Genomic DNA, 26,307 nt, shown 5'->3' on the forward strand with positions numbered 1-26,307 from the left:
GCGGGCATCGCGGCCATGAAGCAGGGCAACCGCCTGGTGGACGGCCACCCGATAGCCTGCACAAACAGGTGATCGACGAGAGGGGGCCGGGTGCGCGTACTGGGGGTGGACCCGGGGCTGACCCGCTGCGGTGTCGGGGTCGTCGAGGGCGTCGCGGGCAGACCGCTCACCATGGTCGGCGTCGGCGTCGTCCGCACACCGGCGGACGCCGACCTCGGCCACCGTCTCGTCGCCGTCGAGCAGGGCATCGAGCAGTGGCTCGACGAGCACCGGCCGGAGTACGTCGCGGTGGAGCGCGTCTTCAGCCAGCACAATGTGCGCACGGTCATGGGCACCGCCCAGGCCAGCGCCGTCGCCATCCTGTGCGCCTCCCGCCGCGGCATCCCGGTCGCCCTGCACACGCCCAGCGAGGTCAAGGCGGCCGTCACCGGCAGCGGACGCGCCGACAAGGCCCAGGTCGGGGCCATGGTCACCCGCCTGCTGCGGCTCGCCGCCCCGCCCAAGCCGGCCGACGCCGCCGACGCCCTCGCCCTCGCCATCTGCCACATCTGGCGCGCCCCCGCGCAGAACCGCCTCCAGCAGGCCGTGGCCCTGCACGCGTCCCGCGCCCCCCGCACCCCGCCCGTCCCGAAAGGCCGTACGACATGATCGCCTTCGTCAGCGGCACCGTCGCCGCCCTCGCCCCCGACGCCGCGGTGGTCGAGGTGGGCGGCGTCGGCATGGCCGTCCAGTGCACGCCGAACACGCTCTCGACCCTCCGGATCGGCAAGCCCGCCAAGCTCGCCACCTCCCTCGTCGTCCGCGAGGACTCGCTCACCCTCTACGGCTTCGCCGACGACGACGAGCGCCAGGTCTTCGAGCTGCTCCAGACCGCCAGCGGCGTCGGACCCCGCCTGGCTCAGGCCATGCTCGCCGTGCACCAGCCCGACGCCCTGCGCAGAGCCGTCTCCACCGGCGACGAGAAGGCGCTCACCGCCGTCCCCGGCATCGGCAAGAAGGGCGCGCAGAAACTGCTCCTGGAGCTGAAGGACCGGCTCGGCGAGCCGATCGGCGCCCCCGCCGTCGGTGCCCCGGTCAGCACCGGCTGGCGCGACCAGCTGCACGCCGCCCTGATCGGCCTCGGGTACGCGACCCGCGAGGCCGACGAGGCCGTCTCCGCCGTGGCACCGCAGGCGGAGTCCGCCGGGGGCACCCCGCAGGTGGGCCAGCTGCTCAAGGCCGCCCTGCAGACGCTGAACCGCGCCCGCTGACCACGCCCGCCACCACCGACCCGGCGCGCCACGGCAAGGAGAAAGAAGTGAACTGGGACGACACCACCGGCGCGGAGGCCGCCGCCGAGCGACTGGTGGGCGCCGCCGCCGACGGCGAGGACCAGGCCGTGGAGGCGGCCCTGCGCCCCAAGGACCTGGGTGAGTTCATCGGCCAGGAGAAGGTCCGCGAGCAGCTCGACCTGGTGCTGCGGGCGGCACGCGCGCGCGGGGCCACCGCCGACCACGTGCTGCTGTCCGGCGCCCCCGGCCTCGGCAAGACCACCCTCTCGATGATCATCGCCGCCGAGATGGAAGCCCCCATCCGCATCACCTCGGGCCCCGCCATCCAGCACGCCGGCGACCTCGCGGCGATCCTCTCCTCCCTCCAGGAGGGCGAGGTGCTCTTCCTCGACGAGATCCACCGCATGTCGCGGCCCGCCGAGGAGATGCTCTACATGGCCATGGAGGACTTCCGCGTCGACGTCATCGTCGGCAAGGGCCCCGGCGCCACCGCCATCCCCCTGGAGCTGCCCCCGTTCACCCTGGTCGGCGCCACCACCCGCGCGGGGCTGCTGCCGCCCCCGCTGCGCGACCGCTTCGGCTTCACCGCCCACATGGAGTTCTACGGACCGGGAGAGCTGGAGCGGGTCATCCACCGCTCCGCAGGCCTGCTCGACGTCGAGATCGACCCCACCGGCGCCGCCGAGATCGCCGGCCGCTCCCGCGGCACCCCCCGCATCGCCAACCGCCTGCTGCGCCGGGTCCGCGACTACGCCCAGGTCAAGGCCGACGGCCTGATCACCCAGGAGATCGCCGCGGCCGCCCTCGCCGTCTACGAGGTGGACGCCCGGGGCCTGGACCGGCTCGACCGGGGCGTGCTGGAGGCCCTGCTCAAGCTGTTCGGCGGCGGACCGGTCGGCCTGTCCACGCTCGCCGTCGCCGTGGGGGAGGAGCGTGAGACAGTGGAAGAGGTCGCCGAACCCTTCCTCGTACGGGAGGGTCTGCTCGCCCGCACCCCACGCGGGCGGGTGGCCACTCCGGCCGCATGGGCGCATCTCGGCCTCACCCCGCCGCCTTCGCAGAGTTCAGGAAACGGACAACAGGACCTGTTCGGGGCGTGACGACCCGGTCACGAGAGGCACATTCGCCGGAGCAGGAACCCCGGTGCCATGCTGAGCGTTGTTCCATGCGCGCGGACTCGCTTAGACTCCGCCGATGCCGCCCTTGTCGGCGGCGTACACACCCCCAACCATCAGGCCGCTCACCATCGCGGTCGTGTGAAGGAAGTACCGACCCGTGAGTCTCGTGACCCTCCTCCCGTTCATCGTGCTCATCGGGGCCATGTTCCTGATGACCCGGTCGGCGAAGAAGAAGCAGCAGCAGGCCGCCAACATGCGGAACGAGATGCAGCCCGGAACCGGTGTCCGCACCATCGGGGGCATGTACGCCACGGTCAAGGAGGTCAACGACGACACGGTCCTCCTCGACGCCGGACCGGGGGTGGAACTGCTCTTCGCCAAGAACGCGATCGGCGCCGTCCTCTCCGACGACGAGTACAACCGCATCGTCCACGGCATCGAGTACGACCTGAAGTCCGACGCGGACGTCGTCCCCGACGACGCCTCCTCCCTCACCGAGTCCGACGCCGCCTCCGACGACAAGTCCGTCGACCTCGGCAAGAAGGCCGCCGAGCCGGACGCCGAGGCCGGCGAGACGGCCGACGAGCCGACGGCCGACGCCGCGCCCGCCGAGGCGAAGACGGACGAGCAGGCGAAGAAGTCCGACGGCGGTTCCGAGGCGAAGTAAGCCGTGCCCCGGGGTGCGCGGGACGGGTTCCCGCGCACCCCGAGTGACGCGCGGCTCGCACGGATCCGGACACCATGTGATGGCCGCCGGTGACGCCTTCTGGGCGCGAAGCGGCCCGAGAGGGAGTACGCAAAGGTGGTAGCACCTAAAAAGGGAAAGAGTGCGAGCGCTCAGAGCAAGCCGGGGCGCTCGCTGGCCCTGATCCTGATCGCCATCGTGGCGCTCACCGGAGGCATGTTCGCCTCCGGGCACACGACTCCGCGTCTCGGCATCGACCTGGCGGGCGGCACGAGCATCACGCTCCGCGCGGTGCCCGAGGCGGGCCAGGAGTCCGCGATCAACAAGACCAACATGGACACCGCGGTCGAGATCATGAACCGCCGTGTCAATGGTCTGGGTGTTTCCGAGGCCGAGGTCCAGACCCAGGGCGACCGGAACATCATCGTCAACATCCCCAAGGGGACGAACTCGAAGGAAGCCCGGCAGCAGGTCGGCACCACCGCCAAGCTGTACTTCCGTCCGGTCCTCGCCACCGAGCTGTCCGGCGCGGGCGCGACCGGCACCCCCTCGGCGAGCGAGACCGGCGGCGCCTCTGACAAGGCGACCGACAAGGCGACCGACAAGGCCACGGACAAGGCGACCGACGGCGACAAGGCCACCGACGGCGACAAGGCGAGCGGCACGCCGTCCGACTCCGCCTCGGCGAGCGCCACCTCCCAGGGCCGCGCCGCCAGCGACGCCCTGAAGGCCGACCCCAGCCCGTCCGCGACGAGCTCCGACGGTGCCTCCCCGTCCCCGAGCGCCAGCGCCTCCGGCGACGACGCCACCGCCAAGCTGCAGCAGCAGTACGCGGCCCTGGACTGCACCGACAAGAACGCCCGCGCCAAGGCCGGCGACGGCGCCAAGCCGAGCGAGCAGACGGTGGCCTGCGGTCAGAACTCGCAGGGCCAGTGGCAGAAGTACATCCTCGGCGCCGCCGCGGTCGACGGCACCGAGGTCGACGAGGCCGAGGCCGTCTACAACACGCAGACCGCCGCCGGCTGGACCGTGACGATGAAGTTCACGGACAAGGGCAGCAAGAAGTTCGCGGACATCACCGGCAAGCTGGCGCAGAACCAGTCCCCGCAGAACCAGTTCGCCATCGTCCTGGACAACGAGGTCGTCTCCGACCCGTACGTCAGCCAGGCGCTCACCGGCGGCAACGCGGAGATCTCCGGCAGCTTCGACCAGGAGGAGGCCCAGAGCCTCGCCAACATGCTGTCCTACGGCGCGCTGCCGCTGACCTTCAAGGAGGACAGCGTCACCACCGTCACCGCCGCGCTCGGCGGTGAGCAGCTGCACGCCGGTCTGATCGCGGGCGCGATCGGCCTCGCCCTGGTCGTCCTCTACCTGCTGTTCTACTACCGGGGCCTGTCGTTCATCGCCGTTTGCTCGCTGCTGGTCTCGGCCGGCCTCACGTACGTGATCATGGCGCTGCTCGGCCCGACCATCGGCTTCGCGCTGAACCTGCCGGCCGTGTGCGGTGCCATCGTCGCCATCGGCATCACGGCGGACTCGTTCATCGTGTACTTCGAACGCGTCCGCGACGAGATCCGGGAGGGCCGCACCCTGCGTCCCGCCGTCGAGCGGGCCTGGCCGCGCGCCCGGCGCACCATCCTGGTCTCCGACTTCGTGTCCTTCCTCGCCGCCGCGGTGCTCTTCATCGTCACCGTGGGCAAGGTGCAGGGCTTCGCGTTCACGCTCGGTCTGACGACCCTGCTCGACGTGGTGGTGGTGTTCCTGTTCACCAAGCCGCTGCTGACGCTGATGGCGCGCCGCAAGTTCTTCGCGAGCGGTCACAAGTGGTCCGGCCTCGACCCCAAGGCCCTGGGCGCCAAGCCCCCGCTGCGCCGCACCCGCCGTCCGTCCCGTCCGGCCGCCGGCCCTGTCGACCCGAAGGAGGCGTGAGAGATGTCGAAGCTCGGCACGCTCGGCGCCCGACTCCACCACGGCGAGGTCGGCTACGACTTCGTCAAGAACCGCAAGATCTGGTACGGCATCTCGATCCTCATCACCATCACGGCCATCGTCGGCCTGGCGGTGCGCGGCCTGCACATGGGCATCGAGTTCCAGGGCGGCGCGGTCTTCACCACCCCGAAGAACATGAGCGCCTCGGTCGCCCAGACCGAGACCTGGGCGGAGGAGGCGTCCGGCCACGACGCGATCGTCCAGAAGCTCGGCGACGGCAGCCTCCGCATCCAGATCGCGGGCACCGACACCCAGCAGTCGGACCAGATCAAGGAGGACCTCTCCAAGAACCTGGACATCTCCGCGGAGAAGATCAACGCCGACCTGGTCGGCCCCAGCTGGGGTGACCAGATCGCGAACAAGGCCTGGCAGGGCCTCGGGATCTTCATGGTCCTCGTGGTGATCTACCTGGCGATCGCGTTCGAGTGGCGGATGGCACTGGCCGCCTTCGTCGCGCTGATCCACGACATCACCATCACGGTGGGCATCTACGCCCTCGTCGGCTTCGAGGTCACACCCGGCACGGTGATCGGTCTGCTGACGATCCTCGGTTACTCGCTCTACGACACGGTCGTCGTCTTCGACAGCCTCAAGGAGCAGACCCGGGACATCACCAAACAGACCCGCTGGACGTACGCGGAGATCGCCAACCGCTCGATCAACAGCACCCTGGTCCGCTCCATCAACACCACGGTGGTCGCGCTGCTGCCGGTGGCGGGCCTGCTGTTCATCGGCGGCGGTGTCCTCGGCGCCGGCATGCTCAACGACATCTCGCTGTCGCTGTTCGTCGGCCTCGCGGCCGGCGCCTACTCGTCGATCTTCATCGCCACGCCGCTCGTCGCCGACCTCAAGGAGGCCGAGCCGCAGATGAAGGCCCTCAAGAAGCGGGTCCTCGCCAAGCGCGCCCAGGCCGCGGCCAAGGGCGAGCCCGCGGACTCCGCGGCCGACGAGGGGACGTACGGCGCCGACGAGCCGGACGACGCGGCACCCGCGGTGGTCGGCCCCCGCAACCAGCCCGCGTCCCGCGGCAGGGGCCGCGGCCGACCCTCGGGGAAGCGCCGATGACCGAGACGACCGACCTCACGGAGCTGCTGCTCAGCCGCATCCGTGACGTGGCCGACTACCCGGAGCCGGGCGTGATGTTCAAGGACATCACCCCGCTCCTGGCGGACCCGGCGGCCTTCGCCGCGCTCACCGACGCCCTGGCCGCCGTGGCCCGGGACACCGGCGCCACCAAGGTCGTCGGCCTGGAGGCACGCGGCTTCATCCTGGGCGCCCCGGTGGCCCTGCGGGCGGGCCTCGGCTTCATCCCGGTACGCAAGGCGGGCAAGCTCCCCGGAGCCACGCTCAGCCAGGCGTACGACCTGGAGTACGGCTCCGCCGAGATCGAGGTGCACGCCGAGGACCTGGCCGCGGGCGACCGCGTGCTGGTCGTCGACGACGTCCTCGCCACCGGCGGCACCGCCGAGGCCTCGCTGGAGCTGATCCGCCGGGCCGGAGCCGAGGTCGCGGGCCTCGCCGTGCTGATGGAGCTGGGCTTCCTCGACGGACGGGCCCGGCTGGAGCCGGCCCTGGCCGGGGCACCGCTGAAGGCGCTGCTCACGGTCTGAACCACGCACACCGCATCCTGGGGCGGGCCCGGAGGAATCCGGCGCCCGCCCCAGGCGTTGCACGGGTTGACCGCCCTCACATTGGCCAGAAGGCGATCCTGGAGGGCAGGATCGCTACCATGGGGTATCCGGAGCCTGACCGGGGGACCCGGATCGCGCACGAGGAGTCCTCTTGCCAGACGAGGCCCAGCCACTGACCGCCGCAAAGCCCGAGTCCGCCTCGGCGCCCGCGGCGAAGCCCGCGCCGAGCGCGCCCCAGGCGAAGAACGACACGCGCGGGCCGATCCAGCACGCCCCGGCCGCGCCCGTCGACAAGCCGGCCGAGCAGCAGCCGCGCCCCAAGCCGCTGCCGGCCGAGCGCCCGCAGAACGCGCCGGTGGTCCGCGCCCCCGCGGGCCAGCCCGCCCGCTCCGGCTCCTCCAACCGCGTCCGCGCCCGCCTGGCCCGCCTCGGCGTGCAGCGCGCCAACCCGTACAACCCGGTCCTGGAGCCGCTGCTGCGCATAGTGCGCGGCAACGACCCCAAGATCGAGACGGCGACCCTGCGCCAGATCGAGCGCGCCTACCAGGTCGCCGAACGCTGGCACCGCGGCCAGAAGCGCAAGAGCGGCGATCCGTACATCACGCACCCGCTCGCCGTCACCACCATCCTCGCCGAGCTGGGCATGGACCCGGCCACGCTGATGGCCGGGCTGCTGCACGACACCGTCGAGGACACCGAGTACGGCCTGGAGGACCTGCGCCGCGACTTCGGCGACGTGGTCACCCTGCTCGTCGACGGCGTCACCAAGCTGGACAAGGTCAAGTTCGGCGAGGCCGCGCAGGCCGAGACCGTGCGCAAGATGGTCGTCGCCATGGCCAAGGACCCGCGCGTCCTGGTCATCAAGCTCGCCGACCGCCTGCACAACATGCGCACCATGCGCTACCTCAAGCGCGAGAAGCAGGAGAAGAAGGCGCGCGAGACCCTGGAGATCTACGCGCCGCTCGCCCACCGGCTGGGCATGAACACCATCAAGTGGGAGCTGGAGGACCTCGCCTTCGCGATCCTCTACCCCAAGATGTACGACGAGATCGTCCGCCTGGTCGCCGAGCGCGCCCCCAAGCGCGACGAGTACCTGGCCGTCGTCACCGACGAGGTCCAGCAGGACCTGCGCGCGGCCCGCATCAAGGCGACCGTCACCGGCCGCCCCAAGCACTACTACAGCGTCTACCAGAAGATGATCGTCCGCGGCCGGGACTTCGCGGAGATCTACGACCTGGTGGGCATCCGCGTCCTGGTGGACACCGTCCGCGACTGCTACGCGGCGCTCGGCACGGTCCACGCCCGCTGGAACCCGGTTCCGGGGCGGTTCAAGGACTACATCGCGATGCCCAAGTTCAACATGTACCAGTCGCTGCACACGACGGTCATCGGGCCCGGCGGCAAGCCGGTCGAGCTGCAGATCCGCACCTTCGACATGCACCGCCGCGCGGAGTACGGCATCGCCGCGCACTGGAAGTACAAGCAGGAGGCCGTCGCCGGCGCCTCCAAGGTGCGCACCGACGCCCCCAGGTCGTCCGGCAAGAGCAAGGACGACCACCTCAACGACATGGCGTGGCTGCGCCAGCTGCTCGACTGGCAGAAGGAGACCGAGGACCCCGGCGAGTTCCTGGAGTCCCTGCGCTTCGACCTCTCCCGCAACGAGGTCTTCGTCTTCACCCCCAAGGGCGACGTCATAGCGCTCCCCGCCGGGGCCACCCCGGTGGACTTCGCCTACGCCGTCCACACCGAGGTCGGCCACCGCACCATAGGGGCCCGGGTCAACGGGCGGCTGGTGCCGCTGGAGTCGACCCTGGACAACGGCGACCTGGTGGAGGTCTTCACCTCCAAGGCGGCCGGCGCGGGCCCCTCCCGCGACTGGCTCGGCTTCGTGAAGTCGCCGCGCGCCCGCAACAAGATCCGAGGCTGGTTCTCCAAGGAACGCCGCGACGAGGCGATCGAGCAGGGCAAGGACGCCATCGTCCGCGCGATGCGCAAGCAGAACCTGCCGATCCAGCGCATCCTGACCGGCGACTCCCTGGTCACGCTCGCCCACGAGATGCGCTACTCGGACATCTCAGCGCTGTACGCGGCGATCGGCGAGGGCCACGTCTCCGCGCAGAACATCGTGCAGAAGCTGGTCCAGGCGCTCGGCGGCGAGGAGGCCGCCACCGAGGAGATCGACGAGTCGGTCCCGCCCGCCCGGGGCCGCGGCCGCAAGCGCCGCACCAGCGCCGACCCGGGCGTGGTGGTCAAGGGCGTCGAGGACGTCTGGGTCAAGCTGGCCCGCTGCTGCACGCCCGTGCCCGGCGACCCCATCATCGGCTTCGTCACCCGCGGCAGCGGCGTCTCCGTGCACCGCAGCGACTGCGTGAACGTGGACTCGCTCTCCCGCGAGCCCGAGCGCATCCTCGAGGTCGAGTGGGCGCCCACCCAGTCCTCGGTCTTCCTGGTCGCCATCCAGGTCGAGGCCCTGGACCGGTCCCGGCTGCTGTCGGACGTCACCCGTGTGCTGTCCGACCAGCACGTCAACATCCTCTCGGCGGCCGTCCAGACCTCCCGCGACCGGGTGGCCACCTCCCGCTTCACCTTCGAGATGGGCGACCCGAAGCACCTCGGGCACGTCCTGAAGGCCGTACGCGGCGTGGAGGGCGTCTACGACGTCTACCGGGTGACGTCGGCGCGCAGGCCCTCGTAGCCGTCCGCACCGGCGCACACACGCGAGGGGCTCCCGTACGCGTCGTACGGGAGCCCCTCGCGTGTGGTCCGCGACCGTCAGCCGCCGAACTCGTGCAGGCCCTTGAGCGCCTGGTCGAGGAGCGCCTGGCGGCCCTCCAGCTCACGGGCGAGCTTGTCGGCCTTGGCGTCGTTGCCCTGGGCGCGCGCCTGCTCGATCTGGGAGCGCAGCTTGTCCACGGCGGCCTGGAGCTGACCGGTCAGGCCCTCGGCGCGCGCGCGTGCCTCCGGGTTGGTCCGGCGCCACTCGGCCTCCTCGGCCTCCTGGAGCGCCCGCTCGACCGCGTGCATCCGCCCCTCGACCTTCGGCCGGGCGTCGCGCGGCACGTGGCCGATGGCCTCCCAGCGCTCGTTGACCGAACGGAACGCGGCACGGGCCGCCTTGAGGTCGGTGACCGGGACGAGCTTCTCGGCCTCCTCGGCCAGCTCCTCCTTGAGCTTCAGGTTCTCCGCCTGCTCGGCGTCCCGCTCGGCGAACACCGAGCTGCGGGCGGCGAAGAACACGTCCTGGGCGCCGCGGAAGCGGTTCCACAGGTCGTCCTCGTGCTCGCGCTGCGCGCGGCCCGCGGCCTTCCACTCGGCCATCAGGTCGCGGTAGCGCGCGGCCGTCGGGCCCCAGTCCGTCGAGTTGGACAGCGCCTCGGCCTCGGAGACCAGCCGCTCCTTGGTCCGCCGCGCCTCCTCGCGCTGCGCGTCGAGCTGCGCGAAGTGCTGCTTGCGGCGCTTGGAGAACGCCGAGCGCGCGTGCGAGAAGCGGTGCCACAGCTCGTCGTCGGACTTGCGGTCCAGGCGCGGCAGGCCCTTCCAGGTGTCGACCAGGGCCCGCAGCCGCTCACCGGCCGCCCGCCACTGGTCCGAGCGCGCCAGCTCCTCGGCCTCGGCGACCAGCGCCTCCTTGGCGCCGCGCGCCTCGTCGGACTGCTTGGCCCGCTGGACCTTGCGCTCCTCGCGCCGTGCCTCCACGAGCGCGACGAGCTGGTCCAGCCGGGCCCGCAGGGCCTCCAGGTCGCCGACCGCGTGGTGCGCGTCCACCTGCTCGCGCAAGTGGTCGATGGCGGTCTGGGCGTCCTTGGCCGACAGGTCGGTGGTCTTCACCCGCTTTTCGAGGAGGCCGATCTCGACAACCAAGCCTTCGTACTTGCGTTCGAAGTAGGCCAGCGCCTCCTCGGGGGAGCCTGCCTGCCAGGATCCGACGACCTTCTCGCCGTCGGCCGTACGCACGTACACGGTCCCCGTCTCGTCGACGCGGCCCCACGGGTCGCTGCTCACAGCGCCTCCTCCACATGATGCCTGCGGAGGGCTTCGCCACCCCCGGGCATCGTCCACAGTTTCGTCACGGCCAACATAGGCGACCGGCGGGGGGCCTGTCCGCACCCGCGCGAGTCGAACTTTCGCTGATGAGGGTCAGGATTTCGTGACGGTGGCCTTGTCGATCACGACCGTGGCGTTGGGCGCTCCGTCACCCTGGCCGGTGCTCTCCCCGGCCTCCGCGATCTTCTTCAGCACCGCCATGCCCTTGTCGGAGATGGTGCCGAACGGCGTGTAGCTCGGCGGCAGCGGGCTGTCCTGGTACACGAGGAAGAACTGGCTGCCGCCGGAGTCCGGCTGCCCCGTGTTCGCCATCGCCACCGTGCCCGCCGGGTACGTGTTCGACTTGAGGCTCTTGTCCTTCAGATTCTCGTCCGGGATGGTGTAGCCCGGGCCGCCGGTGCCCTGCCCGGTCGGGTCGCCGCACTGCAGCACGTAGATGCCGTTGGTGGTGAGGCGGTGGCACGGCGTGTGGTCGAAGAAGCCCTTGCCCGCCAGGAAGTTGAACGAGTTGACGGTGTGCGGCGCCGCGTCCGTCTTCAGTGCGAGATCTATGTCACCGCACGTCGTCGCCAGCTTCATCGTGTACTTCGCCGACTTGTCGATGGTCATCGCAGGTTCCTTCTTCCAGGTCTGCGTCTTGACCTTGCCCTCGGCGGGCTTCTCGCACGGGTCCGGCGCCTTGCTCGGGGCCGAGGCGCTCGGCGTGACCTCCGCGCTCGCGTTCGTCTTGCTGTCGTCGTCGTCCCCCAGGACCACGCCGGTCGTGTACAGCGCGACACTGCCGATCAGAATCACGCCGAGCACCGACGCGATCGCGGCGTTGCGCATGCGCGCCTTGCGCCGTGCGGAGGTACGTCGCTGCTGCTGCCGCAAGAACTTCTCCCGGGCGAGCTGACGCCGCCGCTGCTCCTGGGTGACCACCGGGTTCTCTCCTCATGCGTCTTCGTGCGTCTTGTGTGCCGACCGGTACGCGTGGGCGCGATGAGCCGACCGTGGGCGTGTAGCCCCGTACCGTATATGGGTTCGCTGAGGAATCGGCACCGCCGGTAGGCTCTGACCATGGGCGCGGCCGGTTCGCAAGCCCATCCGTACCGACACAAACGAAGGACGATCGTGCTCATTGCCGGGTTCCCCGCCGGTGCCTGGGGGACGAACTGCTATCTCGTCGCCCCCGCCGCCGGTGAGGAGTGCGTGATCATCGACCCGGGCCACCAGGCGGCCCCCGGAGTCGAGGAAGCGGTCCGCAAGCATCGGCTCAAGCCCGTCGCCGTCGTCCTCACCCACGGCCACATCGACCACGTCGCCTCGGTCGTCCCGGTGTGCGGCGCCCACGACGTGCCCGCTTGGATCCACCCCGAGGACCGCTACATGATGAGCGACCCGGAGAAGGGCATCGGCCGCACCATCGGCATGCCGCTCATGGGTGAGCTGACCGTCGGGGAGCCCGACGACGTCAAGGAGCTGGCCGACGGCGCGAAGCTGGAGCTGGCGGGCCTGGAGCTGACCGTCGCGCACGCGCCGGGCCATACCAAGGGGTCGGTGACCTTCGGCCTGCCCGAGGCGGCGGACATCCCGCCGGTCATGTTCTCGGGCGACCTGCTGTTCGCCGGCTCCATCGGACGCACCGACCTCCCCGGCGGCTCCATGGACGACCTGCTCGAGTCCCTGGCACGCGTGTGCCTGCCGCTCGACGACACGACCGTGGTGCTGTCCGGACACGGCCCCCAGACGACCATCGGCCAGGAGCGCGCCACCAATCCGTACCTGCGGCAGGTGGCAGCCGGCCAGGGCGCTCCCGACGCGCCCCGACGAGGAATGTGACGAGACCTTCCGTGAGCACCTTCAAGGCCCCCAAGGGCACGTACGACCTGCTGCCGCCGGACTCCGCCAAGTACCTGGCGGTCCGCGAGGCGATCGCCGCCCCGCTGCGCAACTCCGGCTACGGCTACATCGAGACGCCCGGCTTCGAGAACGTCGAGCTGTTCGCCCGTGGCGTCGGCGAGTCCACCGACATCGTGACCAAGGAGATGTACGTCTTCGAGACCAAGGGCGGCGACCGGCTCGCCCTGCGCCCGGAGACCACCGCTCCCGTACTGCGCGCGGTCCTGGAGGCCAACCTGCACAAGGCGGGCAACCTGCCGGTCAAGGTCTGGTACTCGGGCTCGCAGTACCGCTACGAGCGCCCCCAGAAGGGCCGTTACCGCCACTTCTCCCAGGTCGGCGCCGAGGCGATCGGTGCCGAGGACCCGGCCCTGGACGCCGAACTGATCATCCTGGCCGACCAGTCGTACCGCGCGCTCGGCCTGCAGAACTTCCGCATCCTGCTCAACTCCCTGGGCGACAAGGAGTGCCGTCCCGTCTACCGGGCCGCGCTCCAGGACTTCCTGCGCGGTCTCGACCTGGACGAGGACACCCTGCGCCGCGCCGAGATCAACCCGCTGCGCGTCCTGGACGACAAGCGCCCGGACGTCCAGAAGCAGCTCACCGACGCCCCGCTGCTGCGCGACTACCTGTGCGACGCCTGCAAGGCGTACCACGAGGAGGTGCGCGAACTGATCACGGCGGCGGGCGTGGTCTTCGAGGACGACCCGAAGCTGGTCCGCGGCCTGGACTACTACACCCGCACCACCTTCGAGTTCGTCCACGACGGCCTCGGCTCCCAGTCCGCGGTGGGCGGCGGCGGACGCTACGACGGCCTGTCCGAGATGATCGGCGGCCCCTCGCTGCCCTCGGTCGGCTGGGCCCTCGGCGTCGACCGCACCGTCCTCGCCCTGGAGGCGGAGGGCATCGAACTGGACATCCCGTCCGCCACCTCCGTCTTCGCGGTCCCGCTGGGGGAGGAGGCCCGCCGGATCCTGTTCGCCAAGGTCACCGAACTGCGCAAGAACGGCGTCGCCGCCGACTTCTCCTACGGCGGCAAGGGACTGAAGGCCGCGATGAAGGCGGCCAACCGCTCCGGCGCCCGCTACACCCTGGTCCTGGGCGAGCGCGACCTCGCCGAGGGCGTCGTCCAGCTCAAGGACATGGAGTCCGGCGAACAGACCGCGATCGGCGTCAACGAGATCGTCGCGGAGCTGGAGTCGAGGCTCGGCTAGCCGGCCCGGCCCCTCCGGGGGCACGCTTTCGTTCACGCGTGCCCCCGGGGAACGGGCGTTGGCCGGAACGCGCCACTCCGGAGTGAACGCCGACCCGTTCATATGTTCATCGAACGGTGCCCATACAGGCTCGTGCGGCACAATGGCCCTGCCCGAAGCAGGTCCACTCCCCAGTGACGGAATCGGCGTGATGAGCAAGACGACAGTGAAGGACGTCTCCACCGTGGCAGAGTCCGCACCGGACACCGGCGCCCGCGCCCCGCGCACCGAAGGCGGCAGCCGGGCCCTCGCGCTGCTGCTGGTGATCACGGGCGCGGCCGGCCTGCTCGCCGCGTGGGTCATCACGATCGACAAGCAGAAGATCCTCGAGGCCAAGGTCGCCGGCACCACGTTCACGCCCGGCTGCAGCCTCAACCCGGTCGTCTCCTGCGGCAACATCATGGAGAGCGACCAGGCCTCCGTCTTCGGCTTCCCCAACCCGATGCTCGGCCTCGTCGCCTACGGCATCGTCATCTGCGTCGGCATCAGCCTGCTCGCCCGCGCCACCTACCCCCGCTGGTACTGGCTCACCTTCAACGCCGGCTGCCTCTTCGGCGTCGCGTTCGTCTCCTGGCTGCAGTTCCAGTCCCTGTACCGGATCAACTCGCTGTGCCTGTGGTGCTGCCTGGCCTGGGTCGCCACCATCCTGATGTTCTGGTACGTGACGTCCTTCAACGTCCGCAAGGGCTTCCTGCCCGCGCCGGGCTGGCTGCGCGGCTTCTTCGGCGAGTTCACCTGGGTCCTGCCGGTGCTGCACATCGGCATCATCGGCATGATGGTCCTCACCCGCTGGTGGGACTTCTGGACCAGCTGACCGGCCTTCCCCGAGGGCGGGCCCACCGGCCCCGGCGCGTTGTCAGTACGGTGATTTAGGGTTCAAGGCGTGGAGCCCGATCTGTTCACCGCCGCAGCCGAAGAACGCCAGGAGAAGGACCCGACCGGCAGCCCCCTCGCCGTGCGGATGCGCCCGCGCACCCTCGACGAGGTCGTCGGCCAGCAGCACCTGCTCAAGCCCGGATCCCCGCTGCGCCGCCTGGTCGGCGAGGGCGCCTCCGGTCCCGCGGGGCCGTCGTCGGTCATCCTCTGGGGGCCGCCGGGCACCGGCAAGACCACCCTGGCGTACGTGGTCTCCAAGGCCACCAACAAGCGCTTCGTGGAGCTGTCGGCGATCACCGCGGGCGTCAAGGAGGTCCGCGCGGTCATCGACGGCGCCCGCCGCGCGGTCGGCGGGTACGGCAAGGAGACCGTCCTCTTCCTCGACGAGATCCACCGCTTCAGCAAGGCCCAGCAGGACTCCCTGCTCCCGGCCGTGGAGAACCGCTGGGTCACCCTGATCGCCGCCACCACCGAGAACCCGTACTTCTCGGTGATCTCCCCGCTGCTCTCCCGCTCGCTCCTGCTCACCCTCGAACCTCTCACCGACGACGACGTCAAGGGGCTGCTGCGCCGCGCCCTGACCGACGAACGCGGTCTCAAGAGCGCCCTCACCCTCCCCGAGGACACCGAGGAGCACCTGCTGCGCATCGCCGGGGGCGACGCCCGCCGCGCGCTCACCGCCCTGGAGGCCGCCGCCGGGGCCGCGCTCGACAAGGGCGAGGCGGAGATCGGGCTGACCACCCTGGAGGAGACGGTCGACCGGGCCGCGGTGAAGTACGACCGCGACGGCGACCAGCACTACGACGTCGCCAGCGCCCTGATCAAGTCCATCCGCGGCTCCGACGTCGACGCCGCCCTGCACTACCTGGCCCGCATGATCGAGGCCGGCGAGGACCCCCGCTTCATCGCCCGGCGCCTGATGATCTCCGCCAGCGAGGACATCGGCCTGGCCGATCCGAACGCGCTGCAGATCGCCGTCGCCGCCGCCCAGGCCGTCGCGATGATCGGCTTCCCCGAGGCCGCCCTCACCCTCAGTCACGCCACCATCGCCCTGGCGCTGGCCCCCAAGTCCAACGCGGCGACCACCGCCATCGGCGCCGCGCTGGACGATGTGCGCAAGGGCCACGCCGGACCGGTCCCGGCCCATCTGCGCGACAGCCACTACAAGGGCGCGGGCAAGCTGGGGCACGGCCAGGGGTACGTGTACCCGCACGACCTGCCCGAGGGCATCGCCGCCCAGCAGTACGCCCCGGACGGACTGAAGGACCGGACGTACTACACGCCGACCCGGCACGGCGCCGAGGCCCGGTACGCGGACGCGGTGGAGTGGACCCGCGGGCACCTCGGTCGCAAGCCTTCCTGAACAGCCTGTAGAATCCTCCGGAGTGCCGAGTCCCGTGCAGTCAGAACGGGACAACCGGCCGGAACCCCCAGGGTTCCAGGAGCGTCGCGCACCGTCGATGGTGTCGCGGGCAGCCCACCACCACCCGGAGTCCCGGAGCGGTCGGTGGGCCACTCGCGTGCTGCACATATGTGCCCAGACCAGGGGAGCGGCTGCCCGGCAGGTCCCGAGCGGACCCGGCGGGTTTCCCCGGCTGCGGATTGCGACCTCCCTCAACCCTGACAAGCCGGAAACCAGAGAAGAGACACAGACAGTGGCGAACCAGTCCCGCCCCAAGGTCAAGAAGTCGCGTGCCCTCGGCATCGCGCTGACCCCGAAGGCCGTCAAGTACTTCGAGGCCCGCCCCTACCCGCCGGGTGAGCACGGCCGCGGCCGCAAGCAGAACTCGGACTACAAGGTCCGTCTGCTCGAGAAGCAGCGTCTGCGCGCGCAGTACGACCTCAGCGAGCGCCAGCTCGTCCGCGCCTACGAGCGTGCCTCCAAGACCAACATGAAGACCGGTGAGGCCCTGGTCATCGAGCTGGAGCGCCGTCTCGACGCGCTGGTCCTGCGTTCGGGCATCGCCCGCACGATCTACCAGGCCCGCCAGATGGTCGTCCACGGCCACATCCAGGTCAACGGCCAGAAGGTCGACAAGCCGTCCTTCCGCGTCCGTCCGGACGACGTGGTGCAGGTGCGCGAGCGCTCCAAGGAGAAGACGCTCTTCACCATCGCCCGCGAGGGTGGCTTCGCCCCTGACGGCGAGACCCCGCGCTACCTCCAGGTGAACCTCAAGGCCCTGGCGTTCCGCCTGGACCGCGAGCCGAACCGCAAGGAGATCCCGGTGATCTGCGACGAGCAGCTCGTCGTCGAGTACTACGCCCGCTGATCCAGCCGAAACGCTGACCTCAGCAGGCGCAGCACCAGCGGTGCCTCAGCCCGCCGTCTCCCCGCCCTTCCGGGTGGGCGAGGCGGCGGGCTTCGCCGTCCGGGCGGCCGTCGCGGCCCGCCCCCCGGCCGCCGTGCGCGGGGCGGGCGGCGAGACGGGCACGCCGGGCCTGCGCAGCGCCCGCGCCACCGCCTCCCGGCGGCCCAGCCGCGTCCCGTGCCGTACGCACTCCTCGTACCGCTCGTCGCCCAGCTGCTCCCGGGCCGCCGCCTCGCACAGCTCGTGCGGCGCGTTGTAGTGCGCCGAGCCGAACAGCGGCAGCCCCACCGACGGCCACATTCGCCCCGCCGCACCCTGCAGCACCGCCGCCTCCGAGGCGTCGCCCTCCGCCACCGTCACCAGCGCCAGCAGCTCCACCGCCAGCACCGAACCCAGCTGGTCGCGGAAGCGGTGCGCGCTGCCCAGGCAGTCGGCGAGCAGCTCGCGGGCGCGCACCGGCTCGCCGTCGCTCCAGGCCGCGTAGGCCAGCACGTACAGGGCGTATCCCCGCGCCCAGCGCTCGCCGTGGTCGTCGCACACCTGGCGCACGTCCTCGCACAGGCGCACCGCGTCCGGCAGATCGCCCTGGAAGGCCCGGGTCATCGCCAGCTCCACCTGACCCATCAGCACGTTGCTGTTCAGCTCGCCGATCTCCCGGTAGCGGTGCAGCGCGGAGCGCAGCAGCCGCTCCGCGCGCGGCATGTCGTCGCTCACCAGCGCCAGACAGCCGGTGCGGTGCTCCGCGTACGCCACCGCCGTCGGGTTCGCCGAGCGCTCCGCCTCCTCGCGGCACTCCTGGAGCGCCGCCAGCGCGGGCACCGTGTCGCCCTGCAGGATCGCCACGTAGGCGAGCACCCACAGCGCCTTCAGCCGGGACTGCTCGCCCGCCGTCGGCTCCGCGTCCAGCCGCACCGCCTGCTCCAGCCAGTGCCGCCCCTCCGACAGCCGGCCGCAGCCGACCCAGTGGAACCACAGGGCGCCCGCCAGGTACTGGCCCAGGTGCGCGCCGTCCGGCTCCTCCAGGCAGTGCTCCAGCGCGCTGCGCAGATTGGGCAGCTCCGCGTCCACCCGCGCGGCCACCTCGCCCTGGCGGGGCGAGAACCACTCCAGCTCGCACCAGGTCGCCAGGCCCACGTACCAGTCCCGGTGCCGCCGCCGCAGCCGGTCCGCGTCCCCCGTCGCCGCCAGCCAGTCGGCGCCGTACGCCCGTACCGTGTCGAGCATCCGGTAGCGCGTCCCGGCGGGGGACTCCTCGCGGGTCAGCACGGACTGGGCGAGCAGTGCGGTCAGGACGTCGAGCACCTCGTCGGCAGGAAGGCCGTCCCCGCTGCACACGTACTCGGCGGCTTCCAGGTCGAACGGCCCGGCGAACACCGAGAGGCGGGCCCACAGCAGCCGCTCCGGCGGCGTGCACAGCTCGTGGCTCCAGCCGATCGCGGTGCGCAGCGTCCGGTGCCGGGGCAGCGCGGTGCTGTCCCCGCCGGTCAGCAGCCGGAACCGGTCGTCGAGGCGGCGCAGCACCTGCCCCGGCGACAGCACGCCCAGCCGTCCCGCCGCCAGCTCGATCGCCAGCGGGATCCCGTCCAGACGCCGGCACAGCTCGTGCACCTCCCGCTGGTCGGCGTCCGGATCGGCGTCGTAGCCGCAGGTGACGCCCCGCTGCCCGGCCCGCACCGTCAGCAGCTCCACCGCCTCCTCCGTGCTCAGCGGCGCCAGCGGGACCAGCCGCTCGCCGGGCACGCCCAGCGGTCTGCGCCCCACCGCCAGCACACTCAGCCCCGGGGCGTGGCCGAGCAGGTCGGCCACCAGCGCCGCGCAGGGCTCGACCAGGTGCTCGACCCCGTCCAGGAGCAGCAGCAGCTCCCGCTCGGCCAGGTGCGCGAGCAGCGTCTCGCGGGGCAGCCGGGTCGTGTGGTCGGTCAGGCCCAGCGCCTCCACGACCGTGTAGTCGACGAACTCCTCGTCCCGCACCGGCGCCAGCTGCACCCGCCACACCCCGTCCCGGGGCGCACGGCGCGCGGCCGCCCGTGCGGCCAGCCGGGACTTGCCGACGCCGCCCGCGCCGGTGACGGTCACCAGCCGGGCCGAGTCCAGCGCCCGGGCCAGCTCCGCCAGTTGGGCCCCTCTGCCCACGAACGTGTCGAGCTCCAGCGGGAGATTGCCGGGCGGGATGCCGTCGCGCCGATGGTCTCGCATGAAACACGGAGCGTACTGAACCGTATTCACTCCGTACAATCGCTTCACCGAACTCGACCGCGCCGCGCCGCGCGCGACGGGGAATCCGGTACGGAGCCCCGCGCCCGGCGCGATAGGCTCGGTGCACGACTTTCCCGATGTTCAGGCACGTCTTTCAGGGAGCGGGTGCACACAGTGTCCGGTGGCGAGGTGGCCGGGATCCTGGTGGCCGTCTTCTGGGCGATCCTGGTCTCCTTCCTCGCCGTCGCACTGGCGAGGCTGGCCCAGACGCTCAGGACGACCACCAAACTCGTGGCGGACGTGACCGACCAGGCCGTCCCGCTGCTGGCCGACGCCTCCGCGGCGGTGCGCAGCGCGCAGACCCAGATCGACCGGGTCGACGCGATCGCCTCCGACGTCCAGGAGGTCACCTCGAACGCCTCCGCGCTGTCCACCACCGTGGCCTCCACCTTCGGCGGCCCGCTGGTCAAGGTCGCGGCGTTCGGGTACGGCGTGCGCCGGGCACTCGGCGGTCGCAAGGAGGACATGTCCGCCCCCGCCGCCCAGGCGCGGCGCACCGTGATCGTGGGCCGTACGCTCCCGGCCGCGCGGCGGACGAAGCGGAAGAAGGGCTGACCGAGCGATGTTCCGCCGTACGTTCTGGTTCGGCACCGGCGTGGCCGCCGGTGTGTGGGCCACCACCAAGGTCAACCGGAAGCTCAAGCAGCTCACCCCCGACAGCCTCGCCGCCACCGCGGCGAACAAGGCGCTCGACGTGGGCACCCGGGTCAGGGACCGCGCGGTGGGTTTCGCGCTCGACGTCCGCGACAACATGGCCCAGCGGGAGGCCGAACTGGACGACGCGCTCGGGCTGAACGCCCCCGTCGACGGTGAACTGCCCGCACCGCGGCACCGTGCCGCCATCGAGAACCGCAACGACCCGAAGTCCGTCGTCGACGTGCGGACGACGTACTCGTACAACCGGAATGAGGACCACTGATGGAGTCGGCCGAGATTCGTCGCCGCTGGTTGAGCTTCTTCGAGGAGCGCGGGCACACCGTCGTCCCTTCGGCGTCGCTCATCGCGGACGACCCGACTCTGCTCCTCGTCCCGGCCGGCATGGTGCCCTTCAAGCCCTACTTCCTGGGTGAGGTCAAGCCGCCCTTCGACCGCGCCACCAGCGTGCAGAAGTGCGTGCGCACGCCGGACATCGAAGAGGTCGGCAAGACCACCCGGCACGGCACCTTCTTCCAGATGTGCGGCAACTTCTCCTTCGGCGACTACTTCAAGGAAGGCGCCATCAAGTACGCCTGGGAGCTGCTCACCAGCGCCCAGGACAAGGGCGGTTACGGCCTCGACCCCGAGCGCCTGTGGATCACCGTCTACCAGGACGACGACGAGGCCGAGCGCATCTGGCACGACGTGGTGGGCGTCCCCGCCGAGCGCATCCAGCGCCTCGGCAAGAAGGACAACTACTGGTCCATGGGCGTCCCCGGCCCCTGCGGCCCCTGCTCCGAGATCAACTACGACCGCGGCCCCGAGTTCGGCGCCGAGGGCGGCCCCGCCGTCAACGACGAGCGGTACGTGGAGATCTGGAACCTCGTCTTCATGCAGTACGAGCGGGGCGAGGGCATCGGCAAGGAGGACTTCGAGATCCTCGGCGAGCTGCCGAGTAAGAACATCGACACCGGCCTCGGCCTGGAACGCCTCGCCATGATTCTGCAGGGCGTGCAGAACATGTACGAGATCGACACCTCCATGGCCGTCATCAAGAAGGCCACCGAACTGACCGGCGTGGCCTACGGCGACGCCCAGGCCTCGGACGTCTCGCTGCGCGTGGTCACCGACCACATGCGCACCTCCGTGATGCTCATCGGCGACGGCGTCACCCCCGGCAACGAGGGCCGCGGTTACGTGCTGCGCCGCATCATGCGCCGCGCCATCCGCAACATGCGCCTGCTCGGCGCCACAGGTCCGGTCGTCAAGGACCTGATCGACGTCGTCATCGGCATGATGGGGCAGCAGTACCCCGAGCTGATCACCGACCGCGAGCGGATCGAGAAGGTCGCCCTCGCCGAGGAGAACGCCTTCCTCAAGACGCTGAAGGCCGGCACCAACATCCTCGACACCGCGGTCAGCGACACCAAGGCCGCGGGCGGCACCGTCCTCGCCGGTGACAAGGCGTTCCTGCTCCACGACACCTGGGGCTTCCCGATCGACCTCACCCTGGAGATGGCCGCCGAGCAGGGGCTGTCCGTGGACGAGGACGGCTTCCGGCGCCTGATGAAGGAGCAGCGGGAGCGCGCCAAGGCCGACGCCCAGGCCAAGAAGACCGGCCACGCCGGTGCCGGTGCCTACCGGGAGATCGCCGACCAGGCCGGCGCCACCGACTTCGTCGGCTACACCGACACCGAGAGCGAGTCCACGATCGTCGGCATCCTCGTCGACGGCGCCTCCTCCCCGGCCGCCACCGAGGGCGACGAGGTCGAGATCGTGCTGGACCGCACCCCGTTCTACGCCGAGGGCGGCGGCCAGATCGGCGACACCGGCCGGATCAAGGTCGACACGGGCGCCGTGATCGAGGTCCGCGACTGCCAGAAGCCGGTCCCGGGCGTGTACGTCCACAAGGGCGTCGTGCAGGTCGGCGAGGTCACCGTCGGTGCCAAGGCCCAGGCCTCGATCGACGACCGGCGCCGGAAGGCCATCGCCCGCGCCCACTCGGCCACCCACCTCACCCACCAGGCGCTGCGCGACGCGCTCGGCCCGACGGCCGCCCAGGCCGGTTCCGAGAACCAGCCCGGCCGCTTCCGCTTCGACTTCGGCTCGCCGTCCGCGGTGCCGACGGCCGTGATGACCGACGTCGAGCAGAAGATCAACGAGGTGCTCGCCCGTGACCTCGACGTGCGCGCCGACGTCATGGGCATCGACGAGGCCAAGAAGCAGGGCGCCATCGCCGAGTTCGGCGAGAAGTACGGCGAGCGCGTGCGCGTCGTGACCATCGGCGACTTCTCCAAGGAGCTGTGCGGCGGCACCCACGTGCACAACACCGCCCAGCTCGGCCTGGTCAAGCTGCTCGGCGAGTCCTCCATCGGCTCCGGTGTGCGCCGTATCGAGGCGCTGGTCGGCGTGGACGCCTACAACTTCCTGGCCCGGGAGCACACGGTCGTGGCCCAGCTCCAGGAGCTGATCAAGGGCCGTCCGGAGGAGCTGCCGGAGAAGGTCTCCGCGATGCTCGGCAAGCTGAAGGACGCCGAGAAGGAGATCGAGAAGTTCCGCGCCGAGAAGGTGCTCCAGGCCGCCGCCGGTCTCGCCGAGTCCGCCAAGGACGTACGCGGCGTGGCCGTCGTCACCGGCCAGGTCCCGGACGGCACCACCGCGGACGACCTGCGCAAGCTGGTCCTCGACGTGCGCGGCCGCATCCAGGGCGGCCGGGCCGCGGTCGTGGCCCTGTTCACCACGGTGGGCGGCAAGCCCCTCACCGTCATCGCCACCAACGACGCCGCCCGCGACCGCGGCCTCAAGGCCGGTGACCTGGTGCGCGCCGCCGCCAAGACGCTCGGCGGCGGCGGTGGCGGCAAGCCGGACGTCGCCCAGGGCGGCGGCCAGAACCCGGCCGCCATCGGTGACGCCGTCGACGCCGTCGAGCGCCTCGTGGCGGACACCGCCAAGTGAGCACGCCCGAGAACGACCAGGTGGACGGCCCGGCGATGCGCCGCGGCCGCCGCCTGGCGATCGACGTCGGCGACGCCCGCATCGGGGTCGCGTCCTGCGACCCCGACGGCATCCTCGCCACCCCGGTGGAGACCGTCCCCGGCCGCGACGTCCCGGCGGCGCACCGGCGCCTGAGGCACCTGGTCGCGGAGTACGAGCCCATCGAGGTCGTGGTCGGCCTCCCCCGCTCCCTCAAGGGGGGCGAGGGCCCGGCCGCGGCCAAGGTCAGGCGCTTCGCGCAGGAGCTGGCCAAGGGCATCGCGCCCGTACCGGTCCGGCTGGTGGACGAACGCATGACGACGGTCACCGCCAGCCAGGGGCTGCGGGCCTCCGGGGTGAAGTCCAAGAAGGGCCGGTCCGTCATCGACCAGGCCGCCGCGGTGATCATCCTCCAGCAGGCGTTGGAATCCGAACGGGTGTCAGGCAGGCCACCCGGCGAGGGCGTCGAAGTGGTCATCTGATCGCGGTACGGTAACGTTCCGCGCGATGCGGAGGCATTCGAACAGCCACCGCACAGCAAGAGGCGGAACGGAAGCGAGCCCTTCGGCACAGGTCGCGCCCCCCGTCGCCTCGCGGCTCTAGGGGATCGATGACTGAGTATGGCCGGGGCCAAGGCTCCGAACCGTGGCATCCCGAGGACCCGTTGTACGGGGACGGCGGATGGGGCGGGCAGCAGGCCCACGCGGGTCAGCAGTCCCCCTACGGCGGCCAGCCGCAGCAGTATCCGGAGCAGCAGGCGCAGCAGGGTTACGGCGACTGGAGCAACGGCGGCCAGGCGTCGTACGGCGGCGGGCAGCCGCAGTACGACGCGTACGGCCGCCAGCACCCCGAGCCCCAGTACGACCAGTACGGTCAGCAGTCGTACGACCAGCAGTCGTACGGCGGTCAGCAGCAGTACGACCAGCAGTACGCGCCCCAGGCCCAGGCGCAGCAGGGCTACGGCAACGACGGCTGGGGCAGCGGAGCGCACCCCCAGGCGCACTACCCGGCCGACCCGTCCGACCCCTACGGACAGCAGGCCGGCGGCTACGGCGCCGAGCAGCCCGACTTCTACGGCACCCCCGAGGCCTACCCGCCGCCGGAGCCGCCCACCCGCCGGCGCGCCGAGCCCGAGCCGCAGCGCACCGACTGGGACCCCGGTCCCGACGAGGGCGAGCACGCCTTCTTCGCCGGCGGGGACGCGGACGAGGACGAGGACGCGCCCGGCGACGGCCGCGGCGGTCGCGACGACCGCAGGACCCGGGGCGGCGGCAAACCCAAGAAACGCCGCAGCGGATGCGCCTGCCTGGTGGTCTGCCTGGTACTCGGGGGCGGCGTGGCAGGTGTCGGATATTTCGGCTACCAGTTTTACCAGGATCGTTTCGGCGCGGCTCCGGACTACGCGGGCGACGGCAACGGCGAGCAGGTGACCGTCACCATCCCCAAGGGCGCGGGCGGCTCCACGATCGGCCAGGAACTCAAACGCCAGGGCGTGGTGAAGAGCGTCGACGCCTTCATCGCCGCCCAGCAGAGCAACCCCCGCGGCAAGAGCATCCAGGACGGTGTGTACACGCTGCAGAAGGAGATGTCGGCCGACAGCGCGGTCGAACTCCTGCTCAGCCCGAAGAGCCGCAGCAACCTGATCATCGCCGAGGGATGGCGGAACGCCCGCATCTACGAGCTCATCGACAAGCGCCTCGAGGTGAAGGCGGGTACCACCGCCAAGGTCGCCAAGTCCGAGTACAAGAGCCTCGGCCTGCCCGACTGGGCGCTGAACCACAAGGACGTCAAGGACCCCCTGGAGGGCTTCCTCTACCCGTCCAGCTACTCGGCGGCCAAGGGGCAGAAGCCCGAGGACGTGCTCAAGCAGATGGTGGCACGTGCCAACGAGCAGTACGAGAAGATCGGCCTGGAGCAGAAGGCGGAGGGCCTCGGCCTCGAAGGCCCGTGGGAACTGCTCACCGCCGCGAGCCTGGTGCAGGCCGAGGGCAAGACCCACGACGACTTCCGCAAGATGGCCGAGGTCATCTACAACCGGCTCAAGTCCGACAACACCGAGACGAACCAGAAGCTCCAGTTCGACTCGACCTTCAACTACCTGATGGGCCAGAGCAAGATCCACATCAGCGAGTCCGAGATCAACAGCAACATGGACCCGTACAACACCTACACCAACACCGGCCTGCCGCCGGGACCCATCGGCAACCCCGGTGAAGAGGCCCTGCAGGCGGCACTCAACCCCACCAAGGACGGCTGGATCTACTTCGTGGCCACCGACGGTGTGGAGAAGACCGAGTTCGCCAAGACCCACGCCGAGTTCCTGAAGCTGAAGGACAAATTCGATGCCGCCTCGGGCAACTGACCGGCGCCGGGCCGCCGTGCTCGGCTCCCCGATCGCCCACTCGCTCTCCCCGGTGCTGCACCGTGCCGCCTACGCGGAGCTGGGCCTCGCGGACTGGACGTACGACCGCTTCGAGGTGGACGAGGCGGCCCTGCCCGGCTTCTTCGAGGAGCTGGGGCCCGAGTGGGCCGGGCTGTCGCTGACCATGCCGCTCAAGCGGGCGGTGATCCCGCTGCTCGACTCGGTCAGCGCGACGGCGGCCTCCGTGGACGCGGTGAACACGGTCGTCTTCACCGAGGACGGGCGCAGGACCGGCGACAACACCGACATCCCGGGCATCGTCGCCGCCCTGCGCGAGCACGGCGTCGAGAAGACCGAATCCGCCGCGATCCTCGGCGCCGGCGCCACCGCGTCCTCCGCGCTCGCCGCGCTGGGCCGGATCTGCACCGGCGAGATCGCCGTCTACGTGCGCAGCGCGGCACGCGCCGCCGAGATGCGGGGCTGGGCGGAACGGCTCGACGTCGACGTGCGCATCGCCGACTGGGCGGACGCCGCGGAGGCACTGCGCGCCCCGCTGGTCGTGGCCACCACCCCGGCCGGTGCCACCGACACCCTCGCCGCCGCCGTCCCCGAGATGCCCACCACCCTCTTCGACGTGCTCTACGACCCCTGGCCCACCGCGCTCGCCGCCCGCTGGTCGGCGTACGGCGGTGCCGTCGTCAGCGGCCTCGACCTGCTGATCCACCAGGCGGTGCTGCAGGTCGAGCAGATGACCGGCCGATCTCCCGCACCGCTGGCCGCCATGCGAAAAGCGGGGGAGCACGCTCTCGCCGGACGCTAGGCCCTCGTCCGGTTCCGCAGGGAGCGGAACCGGAGGGGAGCCGTCCTGGGCGTCCGGCAGATGGACCGGCGACCGGGTCCCGCGGCCGGACGTGGGAGGATCGGAGGTGGCGGACCGGGGCCGCGCACCCGGTCGGACCGTCGCGTACGCGGAGAAGGCGCGTACGCGGGGCATACCGGGGCGCGAGCACTGAGGAGCACCGT

22 protein-coding genes are annotated in these 26,307 nt (G+C 71.2%); 19 read left to right on the plus strand and 3 right to left on the minus strand.

Features of this window, described 5'->3' with window-relative positions:
- The first annotated feature begins 90 nt into the window (after window positions 1-90).
- The 8 genes from ruvC (at window position 91) to relA (ending at window position 9,389) form a co-directional block, all read left to right on the plus strand.
- Window positions 91-648 carry a crossover junction endodeoxyribonuclease RuvC gene (ruvC, locus tag K7854_RS34025; RefSeq protein ID WP_226030416.1) on the plus strand — a complete coding sequence of 186 codons (558 nt, stop codon included), beginning with the start codon at window positions 91-93 and terminating at the stop codon, window positions 646-648.
- Window positions 645-1,250 carry a Holliday junction branch migration protein RuvA gene (ruvA, locus tag K7854_RS34030; protein WP_226030417.1) on the plus strand — a complete coding sequence of 202 codons (606 nt, stop codon included), beginning with the start codon at window positions 645-647 and terminating at the stop codon, window positions 1,248-1,250. Before ruvC ends, ruvA begins: the two co-directional genes overlap by 4 nt.
- Before the next feature lie 47 nt (window positions 1,251-1,297).
- Window positions 1,298-2,371, plus strand: coding sequence for a Holliday junction branch migration DNA helicase RuvB (gene ruvB, locus K7854_RS34035; protein ID WP_226030418.1), 1,074 nt, complete (start codon window positions 1,298-1,300; stop codon window positions 2,369-2,371).
- Between the two features lie 175 nt (window positions 2,372-2,546).
- Window positions 2,547-3,056, plus strand: coding sequence for a preprotein translocase subunit YajC (gene yajC / locus K7854_RS34040; RefSeq protein ID WP_226030419.1), 510 nt, complete (start codon window positions 2,547-2,549; stop codon window positions 3,054-3,056).
- Window positions 3,057-3,191: 135 nt separating this feature from the next.
- On the plus strand, window positions 3,192-5,003 hold the full coding sequence (gene secD, locus K7854_RS34045; RefSeq protein WP_226030420.1) for a protein translocase subunit SecD: 1,812 nt from the start codon (window positions 3,192-3,194) through the stop codon (window positions 5,001-5,003).
- A 3-nt stretch (window positions 5,004-5,006) separates the two neighbouring features.
- Window positions 5,007-6,128 carry a protein translocase subunit SecF gene (gene secF, locus K7854_RS34050; RefSeq protein WP_226030421.1) on the plus strand — a complete coding sequence of 374 codons (1,122 nt, stop codon included), beginning with the start codon at window positions 5,007-5,009 and terminating at the stop codon, window positions 6,126-6,128.
- On the plus strand, window positions 6,125-6,673 hold the full coding sequence (locus K7854_RS34055) for an adenine phosphoribosyltransferase (RefSeq protein ID WP_226030422.1): 549 nt from the start codon (window positions 6,125-6,127) through the stop codon (window positions 6,671-6,673). Before secF ends, K7854_RS34055 begins: the two co-directional genes overlap by 4 nt.
- Before the next feature lie 172 nt (window positions 6,674-6,845).
- Window positions 6,846-9,389 (plus strand): GTP pyrophosphokinase, encoded by a 2,544-nt coding sequence (gene relA, locus K7854_RS34060; RefSeq protein WP_226030423.1) that lies wholly within the window; start codon window positions 6,846-6,848, stop codon window positions 9,387-9,389.
- 77 nt (window positions 9,390-9,466) lie between these two features.
- Here relA and K7854_RS34065 read toward each other — a convergent pair whose 3' ends face one another.
- Window positions 9,467-10,696 carry a DUF349 domain-containing protein gene (locus K7854_RS34065; RefSeq protein WP_226030424.1) on the minus strand — a complete coding sequence of 410 codons (1,230 nt, stop codon included), beginning with the start codon at window positions 10,694-10,696 and terminating at the stop codon, window positions 9,467-9,469.
- Window positions 10,697-10,831: 135 nt separating this feature from the next.
- The gene (locus K7854_RS34070; protein ID WP_226030425.1) at window positions 10,832-11,659 is read right to left on the minus strand and encodes a peptidylprolyl isomerase; all 828 of its coding nucleotides are present in this window, start codon (window positions 11,657-11,659) and stop codon (window positions 10,832-10,834) included.
- A gap of 192 nt (window positions 11,660-11,851) precedes the next feature.
- Here K7854_RS34070 and K7854_RS34075 point away from each other — a divergent pair, with 192 nt between their 5' ends.
- The 5 genes from K7854_RS34075 (at window position 11,852) to rpsD (ending at window position 17,018) form a co-directional block, all read left to right on the plus strand.
- Window positions 11,852-12,559, plus strand: a complete 708-nt coding sequence (locus tag K7854_RS34075) for an MBL fold metallo-hydrolase (RefSeq protein WP_226030426.1) — start codon at window positions 11,852-11,854, stop codon at window positions 12,557-12,559.
- A gap of 11 nt (window positions 12,560-12,570) precedes the next feature.
- Window positions 12,571-13,833, plus strand: coding sequence for a histidine--tRNA ligase (hisS, locus tag K7854_RS34080; RefSeq protein WP_226030427.1), 1,263 nt, complete (start codon window positions 12,571-12,573; stop codon window positions 13,831-13,833).
- Between the two features lie 190 nt (window positions 13,834-14,023).
- A complete protein-coding gene (locus K7854_RS34085) occupies window positions 14,024-14,686 on the plus strand; it encodes a vitamin K epoxide reductase family protein (protein ID WP_226030428.1) in 663 nt (220 codons plus the stop codon).
- Between the two features lie 69 nt (window positions 14,687-14,755).
- On the plus strand, window positions 14,756-16,111 hold the full coding sequence (locus K7854_RS34090) for a replication-associated recombination protein A (protein ID WP_226030429.1): 1,356 nt from the start codon (window positions 14,756-14,758) through the stop codon (window positions 16,109-16,111).
- A gap of 292 nt (window positions 16,112-16,403) precedes the next feature.
- On the plus strand, window positions 16,404-17,018 hold the full coding sequence (gene rpsD / locus K7854_RS34095; protein ID WP_030185023.1) for a 30S ribosomal protein S4: 615 nt from the start codon (window positions 16,404-16,406) through the stop codon (window positions 17,016-17,018).
- Window positions 17,019-17,063: 45 nt separating this feature from the next.
- Here the strand turns inward: rpsD and K7854_RS34100 are convergent, their stop codons facing one another.
- A complete protein-coding gene (locus K7854_RS34100) occupies window positions 17,064-19,253 on the minus strand; it encodes an ATP-binding protein (protein WP_226030430.1) in 2,190 nt (729 codons plus the stop codon).
- Window positions 19,254-19,418: 165 nt separating this feature from the next.
- Between K7854_RS34100 and K7854_RS34105 the strand changes: the two genes are divergently transcribed.
- The 6 genes from K7854_RS34105 (at window position 19,419) to K7854_RS34130 (ending at window position 26,104) form a co-directional block, all read left to right on the plus strand.
- Complete coding sequence (locus tag K7854_RS34105; protein ID WP_076973493.1) at window positions 19,419-19,868, plus strand: DUF948 domain-containing protein; 450 nt, start codon at window positions 19,419-19,421, stop codon at window positions 19,866-19,868.
- Window positions 19,869-19,875: 7 nt separating this feature from the next.
- Window positions 19,876-20,232, plus strand: coding sequence for a hypothetical protein (locus K7854_RS34110; protein ID WP_226030431.1), 357 nt, complete (start codon window positions 19,876-19,878; stop codon window positions 20,230-20,232).
- Window positions 20,232-22,904, plus strand: a complete 2,673-nt coding sequence (gene alaS, locus K7854_RS34115; protein WP_226030432.1) for an alanine--tRNA ligase — start codon at window positions 20,232-20,234, stop codon at window positions 22,902-22,904. Before K7854_RS34110 ends, alaS begins: the two co-directional genes overlap by 1 nt.
- Window positions 22,905-22,939: 35 nt before the next feature.
- Window positions 22,940-23,404, plus strand: a complete 465-nt coding sequence (gene ruvX / locus K7854_RS34120; protein ID WP_226030435.1) for a Holliday junction resolvase RuvX — start codon at window positions 22,940-22,942, stop codon at window positions 23,402-23,404.
- Between the two features lie 128 nt (window positions 23,405-23,532).
- Entirely contained in the window at window positions 23,533-25,284 is a 1,752-nt protein-coding gene (gene mltG, locus K7854_RS34125) for an endolytic transglycosylase MltG (RefSeq protein ID WP_226030433.1), read from the plus strand.
- On the plus strand, window positions 25,265-26,104 hold the full coding sequence (locus K7854_RS34130) for a shikimate dehydrogenase (RefSeq protein ID WP_226030434.1): 840 nt from the start codon (window positions 25,265-25,267) through the stop codon (window positions 26,102-26,104). Before mltG ends, K7854_RS34130 begins: the two co-directional genes overlap by 20 nt.
- Window positions 26,105-26,307 lie beyond the last annotated feature (203 nt).

The sequence above is a fragment of the Streptomyces hyderabadensis genome, from assembly GCF_020404845.1.
Lineage (GTDB): Bacteria > Actinomycetota > Actinomycetes > Streptomycetales > Streptomycetaceae > Streptomyces > Streptomyces hyderabadensis.

What these genes read in the sequence shown, in the direction of transcription:
- ruvA (WP_226030417.1), top strand. Translation starts at nt 645, where the DNA reads ATGATCGCCTTCGTCAGCGGCACCGTCGCCGCCCTCGCCCCCGACGCC.
- secF (WP_226030421.1), top strand. Translation starts at nt 5,007, where the DNA reads ATGTCGAAGCTCGGCACGCTCGGCGCCCGACTCCACCACGGCGAGGTC.
- K7854_RS34055 (WP_226030422.1), top strand. Translation starts at nt 6,125, where the DNA reads ATGACCGAGACGACCGACCTCACGGAGCTGCTGCTCAGCCGCATCCGT.
- K7854_RS34085 (WP_226030428.1), top strand. Translation starts at nt 14,024, where the DNA reads ATGAGCAAGACGACAGTGAAGGACGTCTCCACCGTGGCAGAGTCCGCA.
- K7854_RS34100 (WP_226030430.1), bottom strand. Translation starts at nt 19,253, where the DNA reads ATGCGAGACCATCGGCGCGACGGCATCCCGCCCGGCAATCTCCCGCTG.
- K7854_RS34110 (WP_226030431.1), top strand. Translation starts at nt 19,876, where the DNA reads ATGTTCCGCCGTACGTTCTGGTTCGGCACCGGCGTGGCCGCCGGTGTG.
- alaS (WP_226030432.1), top strand. Translation starts at nt 20,232, where the DNA reads ATGGAGTCGGCCGAGATTCGTCGCCGCTGGTTGAGCTTCTTCGAGGAG.
- ruvX (WP_226030435.1), top strand. Translation starts at nt 22,940, where the DNA reads ATGCGCCGCGGCCGCCGCCTGGCGATCGACGTCGGCGACGCCCGCATC.
- mltG (WP_226030433.1), top strand. Translation starts at nt 23,533, where the DNA reads ATGACTGAGTATGGCCGGGGCCAAGGCTCCGAACCGTGGCATCCCGAG.
- K7854_RS34130 (WP_226030434.1), top strand. Translation starts at nt 25,265, where the DNA reads ATGCCGCCTCGGGCAACTGACCGGCGCCGGGCCGCCGTGCTCGGCTCC.